The organism is Mangrovibacillus cuniculi, from assembly GCF_015482585.1.
Taxonomy (GTDB): domain Bacteria; phylum Bacillota; class Bacilli; order Bacillales; family R1DC41; genus Mangrovibacillus; species Mangrovibacillus cuniculi.
In genome coordinates, this window is sequence record NZ_CP049742.1 from 1950779 (window position 1) to 1969354 (window position 18576).

Annotated in this window: 19 protein-coding genes and 1 other annotated feature; of the genes, 4 read left to right on the top strand and 15 right to left on the bottom strand. The window is 38.0% G+C overall.

Going from position 1 to position 18576, the window contains the following annotated elements:
* Nucleotides 1-7 precede the first annotated feature (7 nt).
* The gene (pepV, locus tag G8O30_RS10010; protein ID WP_239671947.1) at nucleotides 8-1414 is read right to left on the bottom strand and encodes a dipeptidase PepV; all 1407 of its coding nucleotides are present in this window, start codon (nucleotides 1412-1414) and stop codon (nucleotides 8-10) included.
* Nucleotides 1415-1886: 472 nt separating this feature from the next.
* A complete protein-coding gene (locus G8O30_RS10015) occupies nucleotides 1887-3152 on the bottom strand; it encodes a M48 family metallopeptidase (protein WP_239671948.1) in 1266 nt (421 codons plus the stop codon).
* Nucleotides 3153-3471: 319 nt separating this feature from the next.
* Here G8O30_RS10015 and G8O30_RS10020 point away from each other — a divergent pair, with 319 nt between their 5' ends.
* Nucleotides 3472-3693: a DeoR family transcriptional regulator gene (locus tag G8O30_RS10020; RefSeq protein ID WP_239671949.1), complete on the top strand. Its 222-nt coding sequence runs from the start codon at nucleotides 3472-3474 to the stop codon at nucleotides 3691-3693.
* Between the two features lie 109 nt (nucleotides 3694-3802).
* Here the strand turns inward: G8O30_RS10020 and G8O30_RS10025 are convergent, their stop codons facing one another.
* Genes G8O30_RS10025 through G8O30_RS16215 form a run of 3 tightly spaced genes read right to left on the bottom strand, consistent with a single transcriptional unit; the run spans nucleotide 3803 to nucleotide 6178 of the window.
* A complete protein-coding gene (locus G8O30_RS10025; protein WP_239671950.1) occupies nucleotides 3803-4525 on the bottom strand; it encodes a pseudouridine synthase in 723 nt (240 codons plus the stop codon).
* A 19-nt stretch (nucleotides 4526-4544) separates the two neighbouring features.
* Entirely contained in the window at nucleotides 4545-5651 is a 1107-nt protein-coding gene (locus G8O30_RS10030) for a lipid II flippase MurJ (protein ID WP_338040680.1), read from the bottom strand.
* The gene (locus tag G8O30_RS16215) at nucleotides 5594-6178 is read right to left on the bottom strand and encodes an oligosaccharide flippase family protein (RefSeq protein WP_338040616.1); all 585 of its coding nucleotides are present in this window, start codon (nucleotides 6176-6178) and stop codon (nucleotides 5594-5596) included. Before G8O30_RS16215 ends, G8O30_RS10030 begins: the two co-directional genes overlap by 58 nt.
* A 167-nt stretch (nucleotides 6179-6345) precedes the next feature.
* Between G8O30_RS16215 and G8O30_RS10035 the strand changes: the two genes are divergently transcribed.
* Nucleotides 6346-7638 (top strand): BaiN/RdsA family NAD(P)/FAD-dependent oxidoreductase, encoded by a 1293-nt coding sequence (locus G8O30_RS10035; protein WP_239671951.1) that lies wholly within the window; start codon nucleotides 6346-6348, stop codon nucleotides 7636-7638.
* Nucleotides 7639-7805: 167 nt separating this feature from the next.
* On the opposite strand, the gene G8O30_RS10040 is transcribed toward G8O30_RS10035, so the two are convergent.
* The 7 genes from G8O30_RS10040 to G8O30_RS10070 all read right to left on the bottom strand — a co-directional run bounded on the left by G8O30_RS10040 (nucleotide 7806) and on the right by G8O30_RS10070 (nucleotide 13622).
* On the bottom strand, nucleotides 7806-7991 hold the full coding sequence (locus G8O30_RS10040; protein ID WP_239671952.1) for a sporulation protein Cse60: 186 nt from the start codon (nucleotides 7989-7991) through the stop codon (nucleotides 7806-7808).
* Between the two features lie 49 nt (nucleotides 7992-8040).
* Nucleotides 8041-8517: a CBO0543 family protein gene (locus G8O30_RS10045; RefSeq protein WP_239671953.1), complete on the bottom strand. Its 477-nt coding sequence runs from the start codon at nucleotides 8515-8517 to the stop codon at nucleotides 8041-8043.
* A 106-nt stretch (nucleotides 8518-8623) separates the two neighbouring features.
* A complete protein-coding gene (locus tag G8O30_RS10050) occupies nucleotides 8624-8938 on the bottom strand; it encodes a rhodanese-like domain-containing protein (protein ID WP_239674537.1) in 315 nt (104 codons plus the stop codon).
* A 6-nt stretch (nucleotides 8939-8944) separates the two neighbouring features.
* On the bottom strand, nucleotides 8945-11359 hold the full coding sequence (gene leuS / locus G8O30_RS10055; protein ID WP_239671954.1) for a leucine--tRNA ligase: 2415 nt from the start codon (nucleotides 11357-11359) through the stop codon (nucleotides 8945-8947).
* A 247-nt stretch (nucleotides 11360-11606) separates the two neighbouring features.
* Nucleotides 11607-11821, bottom strand: a binding site (T-box leader).
* 47 nt (nucleotides 11822-11868) lie between these two features.
* On the bottom strand, nucleotides 11869-13056 hold the full coding sequence (locus tag G8O30_RS10060) for an MDR family MFS transporter (RefSeq protein WP_239671955.1): 1188 nt from the start codon (nucleotides 13054-13056) through the stop codon (nucleotides 11869-11871).
* 136 nt (nucleotides 13057-13192) lie between these two features.
* Nucleotides 13193-13327 carry a glycogen biosynthesis protein GlgD gene (locus G8O30_RS10065; RefSeq protein ID WP_239671956.1) on the bottom strand — a complete coding sequence of 45 codons (135 nt, stop codon included), beginning with the start codon at nucleotides 13325-13327 and terminating at the stop codon, nucleotides 13193-13195.
* A gap of 1 nt (nucleotide 13328) precedes the next feature.
* Nucleotides 13329-13622 carry a YtzC family protein gene (locus tag G8O30_RS10070; protein ID WP_239671957.1) on the bottom strand — a complete coding sequence of 98 codons (294 nt, stop codon included), beginning with the start codon at nucleotides 13620-13622 and terminating at the stop codon, nucleotides 13329-13331.
* A 148-nt stretch (nucleotides 13623-13770) separates the two neighbouring features.
* Between G8O30_RS10070 and mnmL the strand changes: the two genes are divergently transcribed.
* Entirely contained in the window at nucleotides 13771-14718 is a 948-nt protein-coding gene (gene mnmL, locus G8O30_RS10075; protein ID WP_239671958.1) for a tRNA modification radical SAM protein MnmL/YtqA, read from the top strand.
* 4 nt (nucleotides 14719-14722) lie between these two features.
* On the top strand, nucleotides 14723-15295 hold the full coding sequence (gene mnmM, locus G8O30_RS10080) for a tRNA 5-(aminomethyl)-2-thiouridylate-methyltransferase MnmM (RefSeq protein WP_239671959.1): 573 nt from the start codon (nucleotides 14723-14725) through the stop codon (nucleotides 15293-15295).
* Between the two features lie 289 nt (nucleotides 15296-15584).
* Here mnmM and G8O30_RS10085 read toward each other — a convergent pair whose 3' ends face one another.
* The 3 genes from G8O30_RS10085 to desA are packed head-to-tail and all read right to left on the bottom strand — an operon-like array spanning nucleotide 15585 to nucleotide 18369.
* Nucleotides 15585-16184, bottom strand: coding sequence for a response regulator transcription factor (locus G8O30_RS10085; RefSeq protein WP_239671960.1), 600 nt, complete (start codon nucleotides 16182-16184; stop codon nucleotides 15585-15587).
* Nucleotide 16185: 1 nt separating this feature from the next.
* Entirely contained in the window at nucleotides 16186-17319 is a 1134-nt protein-coding gene (locus G8O30_RS10090; RefSeq protein WP_239671961.1) for a sensor histidine kinase, read from the bottom strand.
* 51 nt (nucleotides 17320-17370) lie between these two features.
* Nucleotides 17371-18369: a Delta(5) desaturase DesA gene (desA, locus tag G8O30_RS10095; RefSeq protein ID WP_239671962.1), complete on the bottom strand. Its 999-nt coding sequence runs from the start codon at nucleotides 18367-18369 to the stop codon at nucleotides 17371-17373.
* Nucleotides 18370-18576: the final 207 nt, after the last annotated feature.

An 18576-nucleotide genomic window follows, 5' to 3' on the forward strand; every position in this document is an offset into this window, starting at 1 on the left:
ACAATCTTTATTTTTCTACTGCTAATTCATAAATTGCTTGCGCATAAATGGCTGTCGCTTTCCATAAATCTTCTAATTCCATATATTCATCTTTCTGATGAGCAACATCTGGACGACCAGGGAACATGGCACCAAAAGCAACTCCTGTTTCCAGAGAACGTGCATATGTTCCCCCACCAATTGTTAGTAACTCTGCTTTTTCACCTGTTTGCTCTTCATACACCTTAGACAGCGTTTGAATAAATGGATCGTCCTTTGCTACGTGGTGAGGTGTCATGTGCGTCTTTAAAGACAACGTGTAAGATAGCGCTTCTACTTCCTTCTTCCATTGGTCAAACTGAGGTAAAAACTCAAATGTAACAGGGTAGCGCATATTTACTCCTACCTTGCCACCTGATTCTTTATTGTAACTCATCGTACCAATGTTTACAGTTAGATCACCAGTAATATCATCTGAGTAACGGAAACCTATTCCCTGTCCTCTACTTTGACCGAAAAATGAAGATGATAGGAACCCTACAAATTTTTGTCCACCTTCATCTAATGGAAGTTTAGCTAAAATGTTCGCTAAATGTAATCCTGCATTCACCCCATTTTCTGGCTCCATTGCATGGGCAGAAACTCCTTCTACGGTTAAAACAATATGACCATTTTCTACTTCTACACCACCCGTTAATTTATTTTCTTCTAAATAATCACGGAACATTTGTAACCAATGTGTAGTTCTCTCTTCTCCACTTAGGATAGCCTTCGCACGATCAGGTACCATATTAAATCGTTGACCTGATTGGAAGGAAAGTAAAGCAAGTTCACCGTTGTTTACTTCACTACCTGGAATATTTACCACCATGTCAACTAATCCTTTTTCCGCATGTATGATTGGAAAGTCAGCGTCTGGAGCAAAACCAATAGTTGGCATTTCCTCTTCTTTAAAATATGTATTCACGCAACGCCATTCACTTTCCTCATCAGTACCAATAATCATTCGAACTCGTTTATTCAATGTGAATCCTAGTTCTTTGATAATGTTCATTGCGTAATATGCTGCCATCGTTGGACCTTTATCATCAATTGCACCACGAGCATAAATGCGTTCATTGTCTATGACACCTTCAAACGGAGGATAAGACCAACCTTCTCCTTCTGGAACAATATCTACGTGACAGAGGATTCCAACACTTTCTTCTCCTTGTCCCATCTCTAAGTGTCCAGCAACATTTTCTACTTCTTCTGTTTCATAGCCATCTCGTTTTCCTAAATCAAGCATATATGTAAGAGCTTTTTTCACTTCTGGTCCGAATGGTGCATCTTCTGTGGCTGTTGATTCGTCTAGCACACTACGGATTGCTAACAATCCTCGTAAATCTTCAATCAACTGATCTTTTCGTTTTTCTACTTCTTTTTGCCAATCCATGTAAACACCCCTTTATCTTGTTAGACACATTGTACTGATTTTTTTGGAAGAAGGAAAGCGTTACTCACTGTGTAAAATAGCCAAACAAAAGAGGCCGGGCCAAAACCCGAAAATGACTGCACAGGGATTTCCGCGGCAGGGGGCTTCGAAAAGCGGAAGGCACGCGTATAGCCGCGGCAGGAAACTTTGGAAGACCGAGGAGGCAGCTTTTCAGCCACAACAGGGCTTTCGGAGTTTCCCGAGCGGTTGCGCACCTGCAGCTAGACATGGCATCTCTAAGTTGACGCTCCTGTGGGGTCTCAGTAACCCACCTTTCCCGTAGGAGTCGCCCCCTTCCGCTCCAACCCCAAATATGTGTATTTTCTAAGCTAGAAGTCTGCTAGGCGGTGATTTTTATTAAGTTCCTTCTTTACTTATAGACACAAATAAAAAAGGAGAATTTTTAAGAATTCTCCTTTTTTATGGTTATCATTTATTCAAAAGTCTCTAAGTACTCTTCATTACCCATTTCTTCTGCAACATTATATGCATTATAAGACATATCAGGAGCTAGCGGGTCTGCACCGTTCTCTAATAATAACTCTACTACTTCTTTTGTGCTAAAGGAGATTGCATCCATTAGCGGGGTATATCCATAATCATCTGTTGCATTTATATCTAATCCTTGATCAATTAAATATAGTATTGTCTTTTCATCAGAGTAAGCTACTGCATGGTGAAGTAATGTTTGCCCCATTTCATTTGTTTCTTCTAGATTAGACCCCTGGTTAACTAGAGTCTCAACTTCCTCTATATCACTATTTTCTACGGCCAAGAACATTGGGGATAGATCTACTGTTGAGAACTCTTCTTCACTGAATTCCCATGGAGAAGAAATAACTGCATACGTAACCCATACAATTGATCCGATGTAGAAAAGGACAACCAAAGCGATAGAGATATACACAGTAGCATTTGGCCCTTTTAGTTTTCCTTCATAACTAGTATCAAAGTGACGTTTTAGTTCATGAACACGCTTTGGTAAAGGTGGGTGAGTAGATAGCCACTCACTTAATGTAGCAAAGAAGCCTCGCTCTGCTTCTTGTTGCTGAATAAAAGCGCTCATGTTTACTCTTCGATAAAGTTGCTTACCAATGGATAATACAGCTAATCCATTTTCCCCAGCGGAAGGAGTAGTGTAGTAAGCAGCCATACGATCACAAGTAAACTCACAAGCTCTTGAATACGCTGTTCCAACGAACGGTACTAGCATAAATGGAATAATTAATCCTTGAGATACAATGTGTCTACGCTTAAGATGAGCAAATTCATGTGCAAACACAAATAACACTTCCTCTTCTGCACCTTCTTCCATTAGTTCGAAAATAGTAGAATAGACGACTACCATGTTTCTACGAACAAATCTTGTAGCGAAAGCATTTAACATCCCTTGAGATTCCATCACATAACAATCTGGAACAGACTTTAACCCCATGTTACTGGAAAGGGTTTCTAATTTCTCATATAACTCTGGAAATTGTTCCGAAGATAGCTTCACAGCATTTTGGCGAATCATTGCCATATTTAATCCATGAATAAATAAGAAAAATAGAATGATTCCTATAATAATGGGTATTCCTACAATTGTTAAAGCAAAGATTACATACGATAGAATACTGAAGACTAATGCGATACCAAACCATCTAGATTCTGATGGATGGATGAGATCGACTGGACGATCCGAAAATGTATTGTTCATTTTTCCAACTCCTTTTTATCACTGGGTTAATTATACAGAAAAATACAATAGAGGAAATATGAAATTTCACCCATTTAACATTCCTCACAATTTCGTAACGATTATTTTAAAGTTTTGTAAATTTCTCCGAAAAAACTAGAAAACTTTAATAATAATGGGTACAATATAATTGTCAGACGATTCAAGGTAAATTTTTTACTAAAAGGAGTTGTCCGCCCATCCTAGATTCTACATATAATTGGTTCACACATGAGCGTTGCAGTATGTAAAATGCCGTCCGCAGTCTTTGACTATCAAAAAAAGATGAGGGAGTGGTTTTTTGAAACCTTCAACTAATCGCATGTTAACCCGTATTAAATCTGTTTATATGTTTATCAAGGATCATGGGGTTGTCACGACACAAGATCTTGTTGATGAATTTGGTATTACACCACGTACAATTCAACGTGACTTGAATGTCTTAGCTTACAACAACTTAGTAGAGAGTCCTTGCCGTGGCAAATGGACAGCAACCGAAAAAAAAGTGAAACTGACTTCCTAGTAAAGTAAATCCGCCAAACGCGGTATTCCATAATTTTATACTACATTACCGTGTAAAATGAAAAAAGCGCATCTGATTAGGTGCGCTTTTCTCATTTTAAGCATCTATCTCAAGAAAGTGAAGATCCATCTCGCAGTAATTGCACTTCTTCTTCGTCTAACTCACGATATTCTCCCTCTTGTAAATCTTCATCTAAAGCTAGAGGCCCCATAGAAATCCTCTTTAGATAGGTCACTTTCTTCCCAACAGATTCAAACATCCTTTTTACCTGATGGAACTTTCCCTCCATTATGGTCAGTTCAATCTCTGATGTCTCTCCTGTTTGAAGAATAGTTAACTTTCCAGGCTTTGTAACGTAGCCATCATCTAACGTAACACCTTCTGCAAAAGCTGCCACATCTGAATCTGTTACTTTTCCGTCAATTTTAGCAAAGTATGTCTTCGGTACATGCTTCTTTGGAGATAGTAATTGGTGTGTCAATTGCCCATCATTTGTTAGAAGCAATAGACCAACTGTGTCTTTGTCTAGTCTACCAACAGGATGTGGATCCATAATGCGATCTTCGAATTCCAATAAATCTACTACTGTTTCATCACGATGATCTTCTGTCGCAGAAATTACCCCAGGTGGCTTATTCATCATTAAATAAACGAACTCCCTGTATTCCACTTTTTCACCGTGAACTTCAATAGAGGCATTCTTCGTGTCTACATGCTTTTTTGCATCTTTAATTGCAACACCATCTACTACAAGAGCACCCGCTTTTAACAGGTGCTTTACTTCCTTTCTACTACCATAGCCTAAATGAGCTAATAATTTATCTGCTCTCATTCAAAACTCCTCATTTCTCTTACGCTTCTTCTAAGCGAAGTTTACGCCTTACTTTTTTCATCTGACTCCCAAATAGCTTATCAGCCAGTCTTAATCGAAGTGCTAGTAGAAAATATAAAACCATCCCCACTAATCCACACACTGCTGTAATGGCTATCGCTTCCATTCTCACACTCACATCTAATACATTTTTTAAGCCTAAATATAATATCGCCGTTGCTCCTAACATGACGAGATTCATCAAAATCATTAACAACACCCGTCTAAAGACTAAAGTAAATTGATAATCGATACTTCTTCTGATTACGATAGCATTCATTACGATTGAAACTGTAAACCCAACTATATAGGATAGAATTAATCCAGTCTCTTCTACCATATACACTAACGGAACCGTTAAAGCTAGTTTACACACAAATCCTATCAAGAAACTGAACACTGTAAATTTTTGCTTGTTTATTCCTTGTAGGATCGCTGCAGATACAGAAAAAAGTGCAAAGCCGATTGCTACCGGAGCGTATTGTCGTAAAATATCGCCACCGATTTCACTGTACCCAAAAAATGCTGTGTATAAAGGTTCCGCTAGTAAGCTCATACCTAGCGCAGCAGGGATCGTTAAGAACAACAAAATCTGAAAAATTGTATCAATTTGCTTCTTTAATTGTTTCGGTTCTTCTCTTACAAATGAAGCTGTAATAAGTGGGACAAGGGTTAACGAAAATGCTGTAGCTAACGAAACTGGGATCATCACAAGTTTATGGGAAGAGAAACTCATCGCCCCAAGTAGTGATAACGCACTCGTTTTAGCTTCTCCAGCTAACTCCATTGCTCTTGTAAACAATAATGTATCTATCATTTGATATAGAGGAATAGCAATCCCAACAATCACAAAAGGAAAAGCTGACTTAACAATCTCTTTATACATTTCAGGTAAGGATACTGTAAGCTCTCCTTTATCTTGTTCCAGAAGTTTGTCCAAATGGGGTTTTCTTTTTTTCCAATACCAAAATAAAACACATAAACCGCCTATTGCACCTACAAATGCTGCAAAGGTAGCTGCTTGGATAGCTAATACTCTGCTACCCCAAAAACTTTTACCACTAAAAATGCTCCTGTAAGTAAGAATGCAATTCGAACTATTTGCTCAACAACTTGGCTTACTGATGAAGGACCCATTGATTGATGCCCTTGAAAAAAACCTCTAATAATACTCAGAAATGGAACCAAAATCAAAGCAAAGCTAACTGTACGAATGACATTGATTACATCTTTCTCTGTAAATGGCCCTCCATTTAAATCTCCAATCGCGAGTTTAACATATAATGGTGCGAGTAAAAATAGAAAGAGGAAAGCTAAAGTACCCGATAACAGCATCAACTTAACGCTTGACCTGAATAGCTTTCTACCTATAGCATACTCTTCTACAGCATTATATTTTGCTATGTATTTAGAAACGGCAAGTGGTAATCCGCCAGTAGCAATGGAGATAAAGATGGTATAAGGGACATATCCATAATTATATAATTGAAGGAAATCTTCAGAATCCGCACCAATAATCATAACAAAAGGAATGATATAAAAAAGACCTAAAAACTTTGAAACGAACGTTCCTAACGTCAAAATGAACGTTCCACGTAACAATTTTGATGACATAGTGATCCCTTCCAAGGAGGAAAAATATCCTCTATCTTTAAATTCATAAGTTTAGTCTATCGTTTCTATAGATTTAAAACAAATTTTATCATACCATGGTTTAATGAAAAGAAAAGTAAAAGAGAAACTAGAAATGTTTTCTTATTTAAGAAAGTTAGGTGAAGATTTTGGCATATGATGTAATCGTTATAGGCGGAGGTCCTTCTGGTTTAATGGCGGCAATTGCTGCTGGTGAAGAAGGTGCTCGCGTATTACTTGTTGATAAAGGGTCTAAATTAGGAAGAAAATTGGCTATTTCAGGTGGCGGTAGATGTAACGTAACCAATAGAAAGCCAGTTGATGAAATCATTCAGCACATTCCAGGAAACGGACGTTTTCTATACAGTGCTTTTTCGGTATATAACAACGAAAATATTATTGAATTCTTCGAAGGACTAGGCATTGCTTTAAAGGAAGAAGATCACGGAAGAATGTTTCCTGTAAATAACCAGGCTCAGTCTGTGGTCGACGCGATGCTAAGACGCTTAGACGAGTTAAATGTGGATCGACGAGTAAATACAAAAGTTGCAGACTTGTTATTTAACGAAGAAAAAGAAATCTCTGGGATTCTTCTACAAGACGGAAAGGAACTACATGCTACTTCCGTTGTGATTGCAGTTGGGGGTAAATCTGTTCCTCAAACAGGTTCTACTGGAGATGGGTATCCTTGGGCAGAACGCGCTGGACACACGATTACCACACTTTTCCCAACCGAAGTTCCTTTAACCTCTAGTGAACCATACATTCGCAACAAATCTCTTCAAGGACTAGCACTAAGAGATGTTGCGGTTAGTGTATTGAATAAAAAAGGACGTCCTATCGTAACACACCAAATGGACATGTTATTTACACATTTTGGATTATCCGGCCCTGCTATTCTCCGTTGTAGTCAATATGTGGTAAAAGAACAATGGAAACGAGAAGAAAAGGAAATCTCAATAAAAATAGACAGCATGCCTTCTCAAAATGAAGAGCAAGTTTTCCAAGAAATACGCTCCATTCAGTCTAATAACGAAAAGAAAGCAGCCAAAAATGCGTTAAAAGGATTAGTTCCAGAACGGTATTTACTCTTCTTATTAGAACATGCAGAAGTAGATGCTGAGGCACCGATGAATACGATAAGTCAAGAACGAATGCGGGCGTTAGCCGGCTTTATCAAAGGATGGATTGTCCTTGTTGACGGTACTTTATCTATTGAAAAAGCTTTCGTGACAGGTGGGGGTGTGTCAGTGAAGGAAGTATTCCCGAAAACGATGGGTTCCAAATTTGTTAGAGGATTATATTTCTGTGGAGAAGTATTAGACCTGCATGGATACACAGGTGGTTATAATATAACTTCTGCACTAATTACAGGAAAACTAGCCGGCATGAATGCGGGACAACTTGCCACACTTGGATATAATGAGTTGGAGTATAGTTAATAAGAAAAAGCTTAATACAGAGCTAAAGGGGTACATTTCAAAAACGAATGTACCCCTTTTTTAATATGCTAAATATTTTAACTGATACTATGACACTGCAGAATGAATGCATATGCTAAAATCCCTGTGCAGTTACTTTGACAGTTCAATTACATTACCATTTTCTATCATTTCTTATACAAAACCATTGAACTAAAGCAATATACTTGATCACGATCTTGGTCATCCGGAAATGCAGCCACATGATATTTTATATCTACTACATTATCCGCTCGTACTTTCTTCAAAAATGCATTCATCTTTTCTTCTAGCTCTAGCTCTGTTTCTTCATCGAATAATTTAACCTGAATCATGCAAATCACCTCCTTATCAGAATAGACAGGAGGTGCACTATTTAGTCAATTATTCAGAATTTTCTTGATACCTTGTTACAAAATTTAAGAATGCTCGGGAAAACCAGAAATAACATGTTAATGAAATGAAAGTAATCGGGGTATTCCAGCCTCTATAATCAATCAACCTTGTTTTTCTTTCTATTATATGTTCGACAATAGTCATTGGAATTGTAAAGGCAAATACTTTATAGAAAGCCTGTGTCCATGTATCTTTAAATGTCCACTGATTATATAACACACACGTTATCGGAAAAAGAAGTCCATCAAATAATACACTAATCTTAAATACACGCCCTAAAAGTCGTACGGGATATCGTAATCTTTTGTTAGAAACAGCGAGTGCGTCTACAGCAGAAGAAGTAAATGCCACAAAGAAGTAGACGATGATCCAATTCTTAAAATATTTCTTTTGAATGTTAGCAATAACAACTAATAGAATGACACCAAGTCCAACTAACCCTCTTAGAATCTTCTTCTCGGACATATACCTCCTCCTTTCTGGGCGTTACTATTTATAGTCTGTACCTCTTTTAGGTAAAAATACAAAAAAAGCGAGGCCACATATAATGCGGCATCGCTTTTTTATCTATTTATTCCTTCGTTGTCGTTTTGCCTTCCCATTCAAGCATGCCACCAACCATGTTTACAACATCATGACCTTGTTCTTGAAGGTAAAGACACACATTCTCACTTCTTCTTCCAGATCGACAAATGTAAATCGTCTCTTTGTCTGCATCTAGCTGTTCTAGTGAGGCAGGAATATCTCCCATACGAATATGTTTTGCTCCAGGAATAATCCCTTCCGCTACCTCATCGTCTTCACGAACATCGATTAACGTTAATTCTTCACCGTTCTCTAATTTTTCTTGAAGTTCTTTTGTCGTAATAGTTTTTATCATGGAAATCCTCCTTTAGCCAACAACAATGTTTACTAATTTTTGTGGAACAGCAATTACTTTACGAACAGTCTTACCTTCCATGGATTCTACTACACGTGCATCATTTAATGCAATTTCTTGCATTTCTTCACGAGTAGCTGTCGCAGGAATAAGAAGTTTTGCTTTTACTTTTCCATTTACTTGTACTACGATTTCTATTTCATTATCCACTAATTTAGACTCATCGAACGTTGGCCAAGCTTCATATGTTACCGTTTCTGAATAACCAAGCTTCTCCCAAAGTTCTTCTGCAAGATGAGGAGCGACAGGTGATAGTAACTTCACGAAACCTTCTGCATGCTCTTTTGAAATTGTCTCTGCTTTATATGCATCGTTAATGAATACCATCATTTGAGAAATAGCTGTATTAAAACGTAATCCCTCATAATCTTCTGTTACTTTCTTCACAGTTTGATGATAGGACTTCTCTAATCCATCATTAGCACCAGATTGAACTTTAGATTGAAGGTTACCTTCCTCATCAACAAGTAAACGCCATACGCGGTCTAAGAATCTTCTTGCGCCATCCAATCCATTAGTTGACCACGCCACACTAGCTTCTAGTGGTCCCATAAACATTTCGTAAAGACGAAGCGTATCTGCACCGTGACTTTCTACTACAGAGTCTGGATTTACTACATTCCCTTTAGATTTACTCATCTTTTCATTATTCTCTCCAAGAATCATCCCTTGGTTAAATAATTTTTGGAACGGTTCTTTTGTCGGTACTACTCCGATATCATAAAGGAATTTATGCCAGAAACGAGCGTATAGAAGGTGAAGGACAGCATGTTCTGCTCCACCGATGTAAATATCTACAGGTAACCAATGTTTTAACTTTTCTTGTGAAGCTAATGCTTCTTCATTTGTTGGGTCGATATAACGTAGATAATACCAGCAGCTCCCTGCCCATTGTGGCATCGTGTTTGTTTCGCGACGACCTTTTTTCCCTGTAACTGGATCGACAACGTTTACCCAATCTGCAATATTTGCAAGTGGAGATTCTCCTGTTCCGGATGGTTTTATGTTCTTTGTTTTCGGAAGCATTAATGGAAGTTCGCTTTCCTCCACAGCACTCATTGTGCCATCTTCCCAATGAATGACTGGAATTGGCTCTCCCCAATAACGTTGACGGGAGAATAACCAATCACGTAGGCGGTACGTTACTTTCTTTTTACCGATTTCTTGTTCTTCTAACCAAGTAATCATGTTTGTAATAGCTTCTTCTTTACCAAGTCCATTTAGGAAATCAGAGTTAACATGTTCACCGTCACCTGTGTACGCTTCACTTTCTACATCTCCACCAGCTACCACTTCGATAATTGGTAAGTCGAATACTTTTGCAAACTCATAATCACGCTCATCATGCGCTGGGACTGCCATAATCGCTCCAGTTCCATAACTCGTTAAAACGTAATCTGCGATCCAAATCGGCATTCTCTTTCCACTTACTGGGTTAACAGCAAATGCACCTGTGAAGACACCAGTTTTCGTTTTTGCTAAATCCGTTCTTTCTAAGTCGCTTTTTAATTTTACTTGATTTACATAAGCATCAACTGCTTCTTTTTGCTCATCTGTTGTAATTACATCAACAAGAGCATGTTCCGGAGCTAGTACTGCATATGTTGCACCAAATAACGTGTCCGGACGAGTGGTAAACACGTCAAATGTTTCATCCGTTCCATCAATCTTAAATGTTACTTCTGCACCTTCCGAACGACCAATCCAGTTACGCTGCATATCTTTTAAGCTTTCTGGCCAGTCTAGATCTTCTAAATCTTCAAGTAAACGGTCTGCGTATGCTGTAATTTTTAACATCCATTGTTTCATTGGACGTCTCTCTACTGGATGTCCTCCACGCTCACTTACACCGTCAATTACTTCTTCATTTGCTAAAACTGTTCCAAGTGCTTCACACCAGTTTACTGGTACCTCGTCAACATACGCTAATCCTTTTTCATATAACTTAAGGAAAATCCATTGTGTCCACTTGTAGTAAGATGGATCGGTTGTATTTACTTCTCTGTCCCAATCATAAGAAAAACCTAATGCTTGAATTTGTCTTTTAAACGTATTGATGTTGATTTCTGTAAATTCTGCTGGATCATTTCCTGTATCGATTGCATACTGCTCTGCTGGAAGACCAAAAGCATCCCACCCCATTGGATGTAAGACATTGTATCCTTGCATACGTTTCATACGAGAAAGAATGTCCGTTGCAGTATACCCTTCTGGATGTCCTACATGAAGTCCAGCTCCAGAAGGATATGGGAACATGTCTAATGCATAAAATTTCGGTTTACCGATTTCGTCTGCTGTTTTAAATGTTTTGTTTTCTAGCCAATGTTTTTGCCACTTTTTTTCTACTTCTAAATGTTGAAAACTCACTGTTATTCCTCCTAGTGATTTAGTTATAAAGATGTAAGGTTTAGGGATGAGATATTTGTTATAGGTAAACATTCATTAATGAGACTCAGTTAAGTACGGGCCACATCACTGTGTGCATCCGAATTTGCTTGGCTCGTTTGCATAGTTACCTCAAATTAATGATACTCGGTTAAGTACAGGCCACATCACGTGGCCAACACCGAGTTGTTACTTCACGTAACAAAAAACGCCACTCATCCCTAAATAAAATAGGGACGAGAGGCGTTTTCTCCCGCGGTACCACCCACATTAGTGCACAACTGCACTCGCTTCGTTACTCCTTAACGCGGAAAACGGTCTACCCTACTGTAAGTTCAGGTAAACATCTCAAAGGCGAGTTCATACATTCCGCTGTTGACTTGCACCAACCGTCAACTCTCTGCATTAGGAAGAGGTACTACTACTCCTTTTCACCGATCAAATCTATTATGACATTATTCTATGCTTAGTTTGAAGGAAAATCAAGTGTATTATGCAGCAATGGAGGAAGATTGGGCTTTTGTCTTTATTCCTCTATCATATATAGCCGTAAAGACAAAACCTAAAAACCCAATACCCATTAGTACCATAAATAAAGGTGCCATTCCATAAGAATCCACGATAATACCACCTAATAACGGTCCAATCATTCTTCCACCTGTAGCAGTACTATTCACAATACCTTGATAGAACCCTTCTCTACCTTCTGGAGCTAAGGAACTCGCGATAGTTGGGACAGCTGGCCAAACTAACATTTCACCTATTGTCAAAATAATCATTGAAACGGCAAAAATGGTAAAGTTTTGCGCAAAAATTAAAATGAAAAAAGAAAGAGTGAATATGGCAATTCCAACAAGCATTTGAGCCTTAATATGATTTTGCATTCTATTTATAATAGGCTTGATTAAAGGTTGACCAAGTACAATTAATCCACCATTTAAAGTCCAAAGTAATCCGTACTGATTTAAAGAAATACCTAGCTCTTGTGTGTATGTGGAAATCGTGGATTGCCATTGGACATATCCAATCCAACACATTATATATCCAGCACACAATAACGCCAGTGCTATAATTCTTGATTTATTTTTTATTGGCTTTGCTTCTTGAATAACAGATGTCTGTATTGCTCCTTCTACTTTAATCGTTTTATATCCAAATAAGGCTAAGAAGAAGAAAATGACATACATCCCAAAGTTGGCCATAAATATCCAGTCAAACGAGAATTTAGCAACAAAAGCCCCTAACGCTGCACCTAAGGCAACTCCTACGTTCTGTGCTACATAAATAGCATTAAATGGTTTTCTACCACCTTCTGGCCAAACAGTGCCGGCCATTGCATAAACTGATGGAAAAACCATACCTGAGCCAAAACCAACAGTTGCTAAAAAGATGACATAATAAGGCCAATCATGCCAAAGTGATAAGCCAGCTAGTGAAATGACGGAAATGGTTGCACCAGTAATAATGGATCGATAGCCGCCTATTTTATCAAATAGCCAACCACCCACTAAGTTACCAACTACACTTGTTCCCGCATTAATCATTAACACCAATCCTGCAACGGTTAATGATTTACCTAATTCTTGATGAATGTAAATAGCATTTAATGGCCATAAAAAAGAAGCTCCCGTGACATTTATCATCATTCCAATTACCAAAAGCCAAAGTGATTTAGGCATGAACATACGCTCCTTTATATAACTTCCCTTAAGCATTGTAACGCATCTTGAAGTGGGAATATATATAAAAGAAATATCAGAAAAAAGAGTTAGACAAAAGACCCAGCAATTATGATAATTGCTGGGTCTTAGTTACTTAATAATCTTGCTGAGCTCTCTTACGATTAGCTTTTTTCACTTGATCCACAGGAGATTGATGATTTGCAAATTCTTCTCTTCCACTACTTGTCTTTTGCTCTGGATTAGCTTGATCTGATTTTGGTTTTACCATCTTAGTACCCTCCTGTAAACTTTTCTGGACGATCATGATTTAAAAGGATCATTTCATTCTGAAGACTTTGAAGTTGTAGACGCATACGATGAAGTTGTTCCTTTTGTTGCCAGTTTGCACTTTCTGTCAACTTTAACACTTCATTGACAGCAGTCTCTAATAGACCTTGAGCTTCTACATACTCCAAATCATGATAATGCTCTTGTCTGTTTGCTTCAACAAACTGTTCTTGAGCTAATCTCAATGCATCTTCACAATGTTGTAAACACTCTTCTACTGATTTACGTGTTGCCATCGTCATCTCTCCCTTGAGCCAATAATGGAATTGCTCCCCTTTAGATTGAACCAAAAGACAAGTTTTCATGTTGGAAAGTACATGAAATACTCTTCCTTCCATGCTAAAATGGTGGTCATTAGGAACACTTATAGAGAGGACATTAAACATGACAAACCAAATTAGCCTCCCCTTCGATATAAAAGAACAACGATTTTACTCATGGAACACGCAATTAAAAGAACACTTCGGTCAAAAAATTATTAAAGTCTCCCTTGATGGCGGATTTGACTGTCCTAATAGAGACGGTACTGTGGCTCATGGTGGTTGTACGTTTTGCTCAGCTGCAGGTTCAGGTGATTTTGCTGGCAACCGAGTAGAGCCACCCCCCGTGCAATTTCAAAAAGGTGTAGAAAAAATGTCTTCTAAGTGGAAATCTGGTAAATATATTGCTTATTTCCAAGCTTTCACTAACACGCATGCGCCTGTAGGAGTATTACGTGAACGATTTGAATCTGTACTTACATTAGATGGTGTTGTAGGAATTTCTATTGCTACAAGACCTGATTGTTTACCAGATGATGTGTTAGATTATTTAGAGGAACTTCACCACAGAACTTATTTGTGGGTAGAATTAGGACTTCAAACCATTCATGAAAGAACTGCACTTTTAATAAATAGAGCTCATGATTTAAAGACGTACGATAAAGGGGTACAAGCACTACGCAAACGAGGCATTCGCGTTTGCACACATTTAATTAACGGATTACCTCTCGAAAATTACAATATGATGATGGAAACAGCACAATATGTTGCCGACCAAGATATTCAAGGTGTTAAACTTCATTTGCTACATCTTTTAAAAGGAACACCAATGGTAAAGCAATACGAAAAAGGATTAGTCGAATTTATGTCCCAACAAGACTACATTGAATTAATCTGTGATCAGTTAGAAATATTACCTTCTTCTGTCACCATACATCGTATTACTGGTGATGGTCCGCTCTCTCTCATGGTTGGCCCAATGTGGAGCTCCGATAAATGGAGTGTATTAAATGGAATCAATCAAGAGTTACGCAATCGTGATAGTTGGCAAGGAAAGAAAGTGCGAGGTTAAAGACATGACGTTAGATAGAGTGATGACATTTGCAAAAAAACTATTGACTGAACGAGTCATATCCGGAGATTGTGTAGTTGATGGCACGATGGGAAACGGACATGACACTGCGTTCTTAGCAGGGTTAGTTGGAGATAATGGAAAAGTTTTAGCGTTTGACGTACAGAATCAAGCAGTGGAAAATACCACTACTCGCTTGAAAGAATTAGGTCTCCTAGAACGAGTCAACTGTATTTTAGACGGACATGAGAATGTAGCAACATATTTGTCTGCTTACGAAGAAAAACCTCTACGTGCAGCAATGTTTAACCTAGGCTATTTGCCAGGCGGAGATAAATCAATTGTTACAACGCCTGATACTACAATTACTGCGATTAATGTATTGTGTAAAAAAATAGAAAGAAAAGGCATTATAGCGCTTATTGTTTATCATGGACATGAAGAAGGCAAAATAGAGAGAGATGCAGTAGTGTCTCATGTATCGCAACTAAATCAAAAAGAATTCGACGTAGCAAAGTATGAATTCATCAACCAAGTAAATGATCCTCCGTTTTTGTTGTTGATTTCTAAAAAATAATTATGAAATAGAGTCTTGGACAAATCCTGAAAGTGACTGCAATGGGATTTCCACTGCAGGGGGACGCTTTCCACGGGGCGGGTTGCTGAGCCTCCTCGTCGCTGAAGAACGCTCCTGCGGGCTCTCAGTAACCCACCTTTCCCGTAGGAGTCGCCCCCTTCCGCTCCAATCCCAAAGTTATATTCTGTAAATTTATAATTCTGCAATATTATAAATTTAGATCCAACGTCAAAAAGGTACATTCGTTTTTTTCGAAATGTACCTTTTTTGTTTTGTCCAAACCTCTATGTTATTTAAACCACCCTTTTTCCTTCGACTGCGTGATGGCCTCTATTCGATTTTTCACTTCTAATTTGTCTAGAATAGTGGAGATATAATTCCTTACTGTCCCAGCCTTTAGCTTTAAACTATCCGCAATTTCTTGTGTGTTTTTCCCATTTGCAACTAATTCTAAAACTTCTATTTCTCTCTCCGTTAATGGATTTTCCGGCGCATAGACGTCCTCCATTAACTCTGGCGCATAAATTTTTCTCCCAGACATGATATTTCTAATGGAATTCGCTAACTCTTCTGACGGTCTATCCTTTAACAAATATCCTTGCACTCCTGCTTTTAAAGCTCTTTGAAAATAACCGGATCGAGCGAAAGTCGTTAAAATGATGACCTTACAATCGGAACCTTTTAATTGCTCTGCAGCGTCTAATCCACTTCCACCTGGCATCTCAATATCCATCAAACAAATATCCGGTTGTAACGTTCTCACCAATTCTAACGCTTCTTCTCCATTGGTCGCTTTCCCAACTACTTCCATATCATCTTCTAAATTCAACAATGATCCGAGTGCTCCGAGTAGCAATTGTTGATCTTCTGCAATCACTATTTTAATCATCTTACTTCTCCTCACTTTTCGGCTTTGCATCATTTGGTACGACTATCGTAACCTCAGTTCCATTTTCTGTATCAATAGAAATAGATCCGTTCACGAATGCTACGCGTTCTTTCATTCCTAAAATCCCGCTTCCTAACACTTCATCTGGCTTTCGTTTTTGAAACATACCGTTATCACGAATCACTAACTGTACATCTTTAAATCTTGGATCAATGGAAACTTCACATCTTGAAGCAAGGCTATGCTTTACAACATTCGTTACAGCTTCTCGCAAACACATACTCAAAATGTTTTCCGTTAATGGACTTAATTTATGTTCCGTTGCCGTTTGGTGAATAATTAGGGTAATATTAGCTGCAGTTAACAATTGTTCTACCCTTAACAACTCATCTTGCAACCTTACTTCTCTCATAGAAGAAACCATTTTCCTTACTTCATTTAAAGCTGTTCTGGCCGTTTGTCCAACATCTTTTAACTCTTGTTTTGCTTGCTCTGGATTTTTCGTCACAAGTTTGCGAGCTAAGTCACTTTTCATCCCAATTAAGGAAAGTTTCTGCCCCAACGTATCATGTAAATCTCTCGCAATCCGTTGTCTTTCTTCCAGCTTACTTAAATCCGAAATACGCTTATTCGCATCTTCTAGCTTCTCTGTTAACACATCACGCTCATTTCGGTTATGAATACTAAACGGCAAAAGGATAACAGCAATCCAGATGATGACAACAAAAGGAAACTGACGCAAAAACACAGCGTCTTGTTGAACGATAGAGATATTTATGATAATGGAAGTACTGACTAAATGAATAAAATATAAGGTGAGAAAAGGAACTCTATTTTTAATATTTCCAATAAAATGCGCCAAGAAAAACGCAAAGTAGATGTAACTAAATAAACTTGTTGAAGCAATAGAAATCCCCATCAAGAGAATTCCCCAAACATAAATTCCCCATCTTTTTGCGCGCAACGCAATGCGGTAAAAAAGGAAGAATAAAACGGTTAAAAGGATACCGGCTACAATCGCAGCCGGTGATTCCAACTGAAAAATAAAATAAAAAGGTAAGATAAATAAAATCATCCAAATGTATGGAGATATTCCTGTTTTCGCTTGAATGTCACTTAATTTTTTCCTGACCATTGTCCAACTCCTATAAAAAAAGAAAGCATATCCTGCTTTCTCTTCATACTATCATTTTTGCAATGTTCGTAGGTCACCAAAACTGACAAACTTTTTCTGATTCTCATCATATAGTCTAAACTTTAAAGACTTTAAGGATGACCAAAGAGTAATGGTTGGTACGTTTTGTAACGGTTCTGAAGAGTTGTGCACATCCTCTAGCTTATAGTTTGGTACACGTGGACTCAAGTGATGCACATGATGGTAACCAATGTTACCTGTGAACCACTGAAGAACTTTCGGTAGTTTGTAATACGAACTACCTTCCACTGCTGCCGAAACATATTGCCAGTTCGCATCTGGCTCAAAGTATGAGTCTTCAAACGTATGTTGAACGTAGAACAACCAAACACCGATGGTTCCTGAGATTAGGAAGATTGGAGCTTGCACCAATAAGAATGCTTGCCAACCGATTGTTAAGCTAAGAATAGTCGCAATAAGTACAATTAATATATTTGTTAGGTACGTGTTTAGTCTTTCTTCTTTTCGTGCACCTTTACGGTTAAAACGATACGAGATAAGAAATACATATGTTGGTCCTAAACCAAACATCACTATAGGATTTCGGTATAATCGATAACCAATTTTCGTCCAGATGGATGCTTCTTGATATTCTTTTACCGTTAGAACCCAAATGTCGCCGACTCCACGCTTGTCTAAGTTACTACTAGTAGCATGGTGCATAGCATGTTCGTGCTGCCACTGTGAATAAGGTACTAGTGTTAATACTCCTGTTAAAGTGCCAACCCATTTATTTAGTTTACGATTTTTAAAAAACGAGTAGTGACAGCAATCATGGAAAATGATAAAGATCCTAGTTAATAAACCTGCGTTCACAACCGCTAATCCTAATGTTAGCCAATACGATACAGAAAGACTCCAATAGGCTACTACCCAAATTGCAAGAAAAGGAAGTAAGGTGTTACACAATTGTCGTACACTTCTCATCATTTCTGCTTTTTCATAAGGAGCAACTTGTTTTCGAAGTTGTCGTTGTTCTACTTGTGTCATTGAGTGTTCATCCTTCCGTGACATCTTTTTTTTAAGTATATCTAGGAAAGAAAACCTTGTGCAGTCATGACTGTCATATCATATTTATGACAAATGTCATATCACTAGCCATTATTAGCAGATACTAAGATTTTTATATTCTTATCCATATAGAAGAAACTATTTTGCTCTCTTTTCAAACTCAGAAAAATTACAATAAACCGAAAG

What these genes read in the sequence shown, in the direction of transcription:
- pepV (WP_239671947.1), bottom strand. Translation starts at nt 1,414, where the DNA reads ATGGATTGGCAAAAAGAAGTAGAAAAACGAAAAGATCAGTTGATTGAA.
- G8O30_RS10015 (WP_239671948.1), bottom strand. Translation starts at nt 3,152, where the DNA reads ATGAACAATACATTTTCGGATCGTCCAGTCGATCTCATCCATCCATCA.
- G8O30_RS10025 (WP_239671950.1), bottom strand. Translation starts at nt 4,525, where the DNA reads ATGAGAGCAGATAAATTATTAGCTCATTTAGGCTATGGTAGTAGAAAG.
- G8O30_RS16215 (WP_338040616.1), bottom strand. Translation starts at nt 6,178, where the DNA reads ATGTCATCAAAATTGTTACGTGGAACGTTCATTTTGACGTTAGGAACG.
- G8O30_RS10040 (WP_239671952.1), bottom strand. Translation starts at nt 7,991, where the DNA reads ATGATTCAGGTTAAATTATTCGATGAAGAAACAGAGCTAGAGCTAGAA.
- G8O30_RS10045 (WP_239671953.1), bottom strand. Translation starts at nt 8,517, where the DNA reads ATGTCCGAGAAGAAGATTCTAAGAGGGTTAGTTGGACTTGGTGTCATT.
- G8O30_RS10060 (WP_239671955.1), bottom strand. Translation starts at nt 13,056, where the DNA reads ATGCCTAAATCACTTTGGCTTTTGGTAATTGGAATGATGATAAATGTC.
- G8O30_RS10065 (WP_239671956.1), bottom strand. Translation starts at nt 13,327, where the DNA reads ATGGTAAAACCAAAATCAGATCAAGCTAATCCAGAGCAAAAGACAAGT.
- G8O30_RS10070 (WP_239671957.1), bottom strand. Translation starts at nt 13,622, where the DNA reads ATGGCAACACGTAAATCAGTAGAAGAGTGTTTACAACATTGTGAAGAT.
- mnmL (WP_239671958.1), top strand. Translation starts at nt 13,771, where the DNA reads ATGACAAACCAAATTAGCCTCCCCTTCGATATAAAAGAACAACGATTT.
- mnmM (WP_239671959.1), top strand. Translation starts at nt 14,723, where the DNA reads ATGACGTTAGATAGAGTGATGACATTTGCAAAAAAACTATTGACTGAA.
- G8O30_RS10085 (WP_239671960.1), bottom strand. Translation starts at nt 16,184, where the DNA reads ATGATTAAAATAGTGATTGCAGAAGATCAACAATTGCTACTCGGAGCA.
- G8O30_RS10090 (WP_239671961.1), bottom strand. Translation starts at nt 17,319, where the DNA reads ATGGTCAGGAAAAAATTAAGTGACATTCAAGCGAAAACAGGAATATCT.
- desA (WP_239671962.1), bottom strand. Translation starts at nt 18,369, where the DNA reads ATGACACAAGTAGAACAACGACAACTTCGAAAACAAGTTGCTCCTTAT.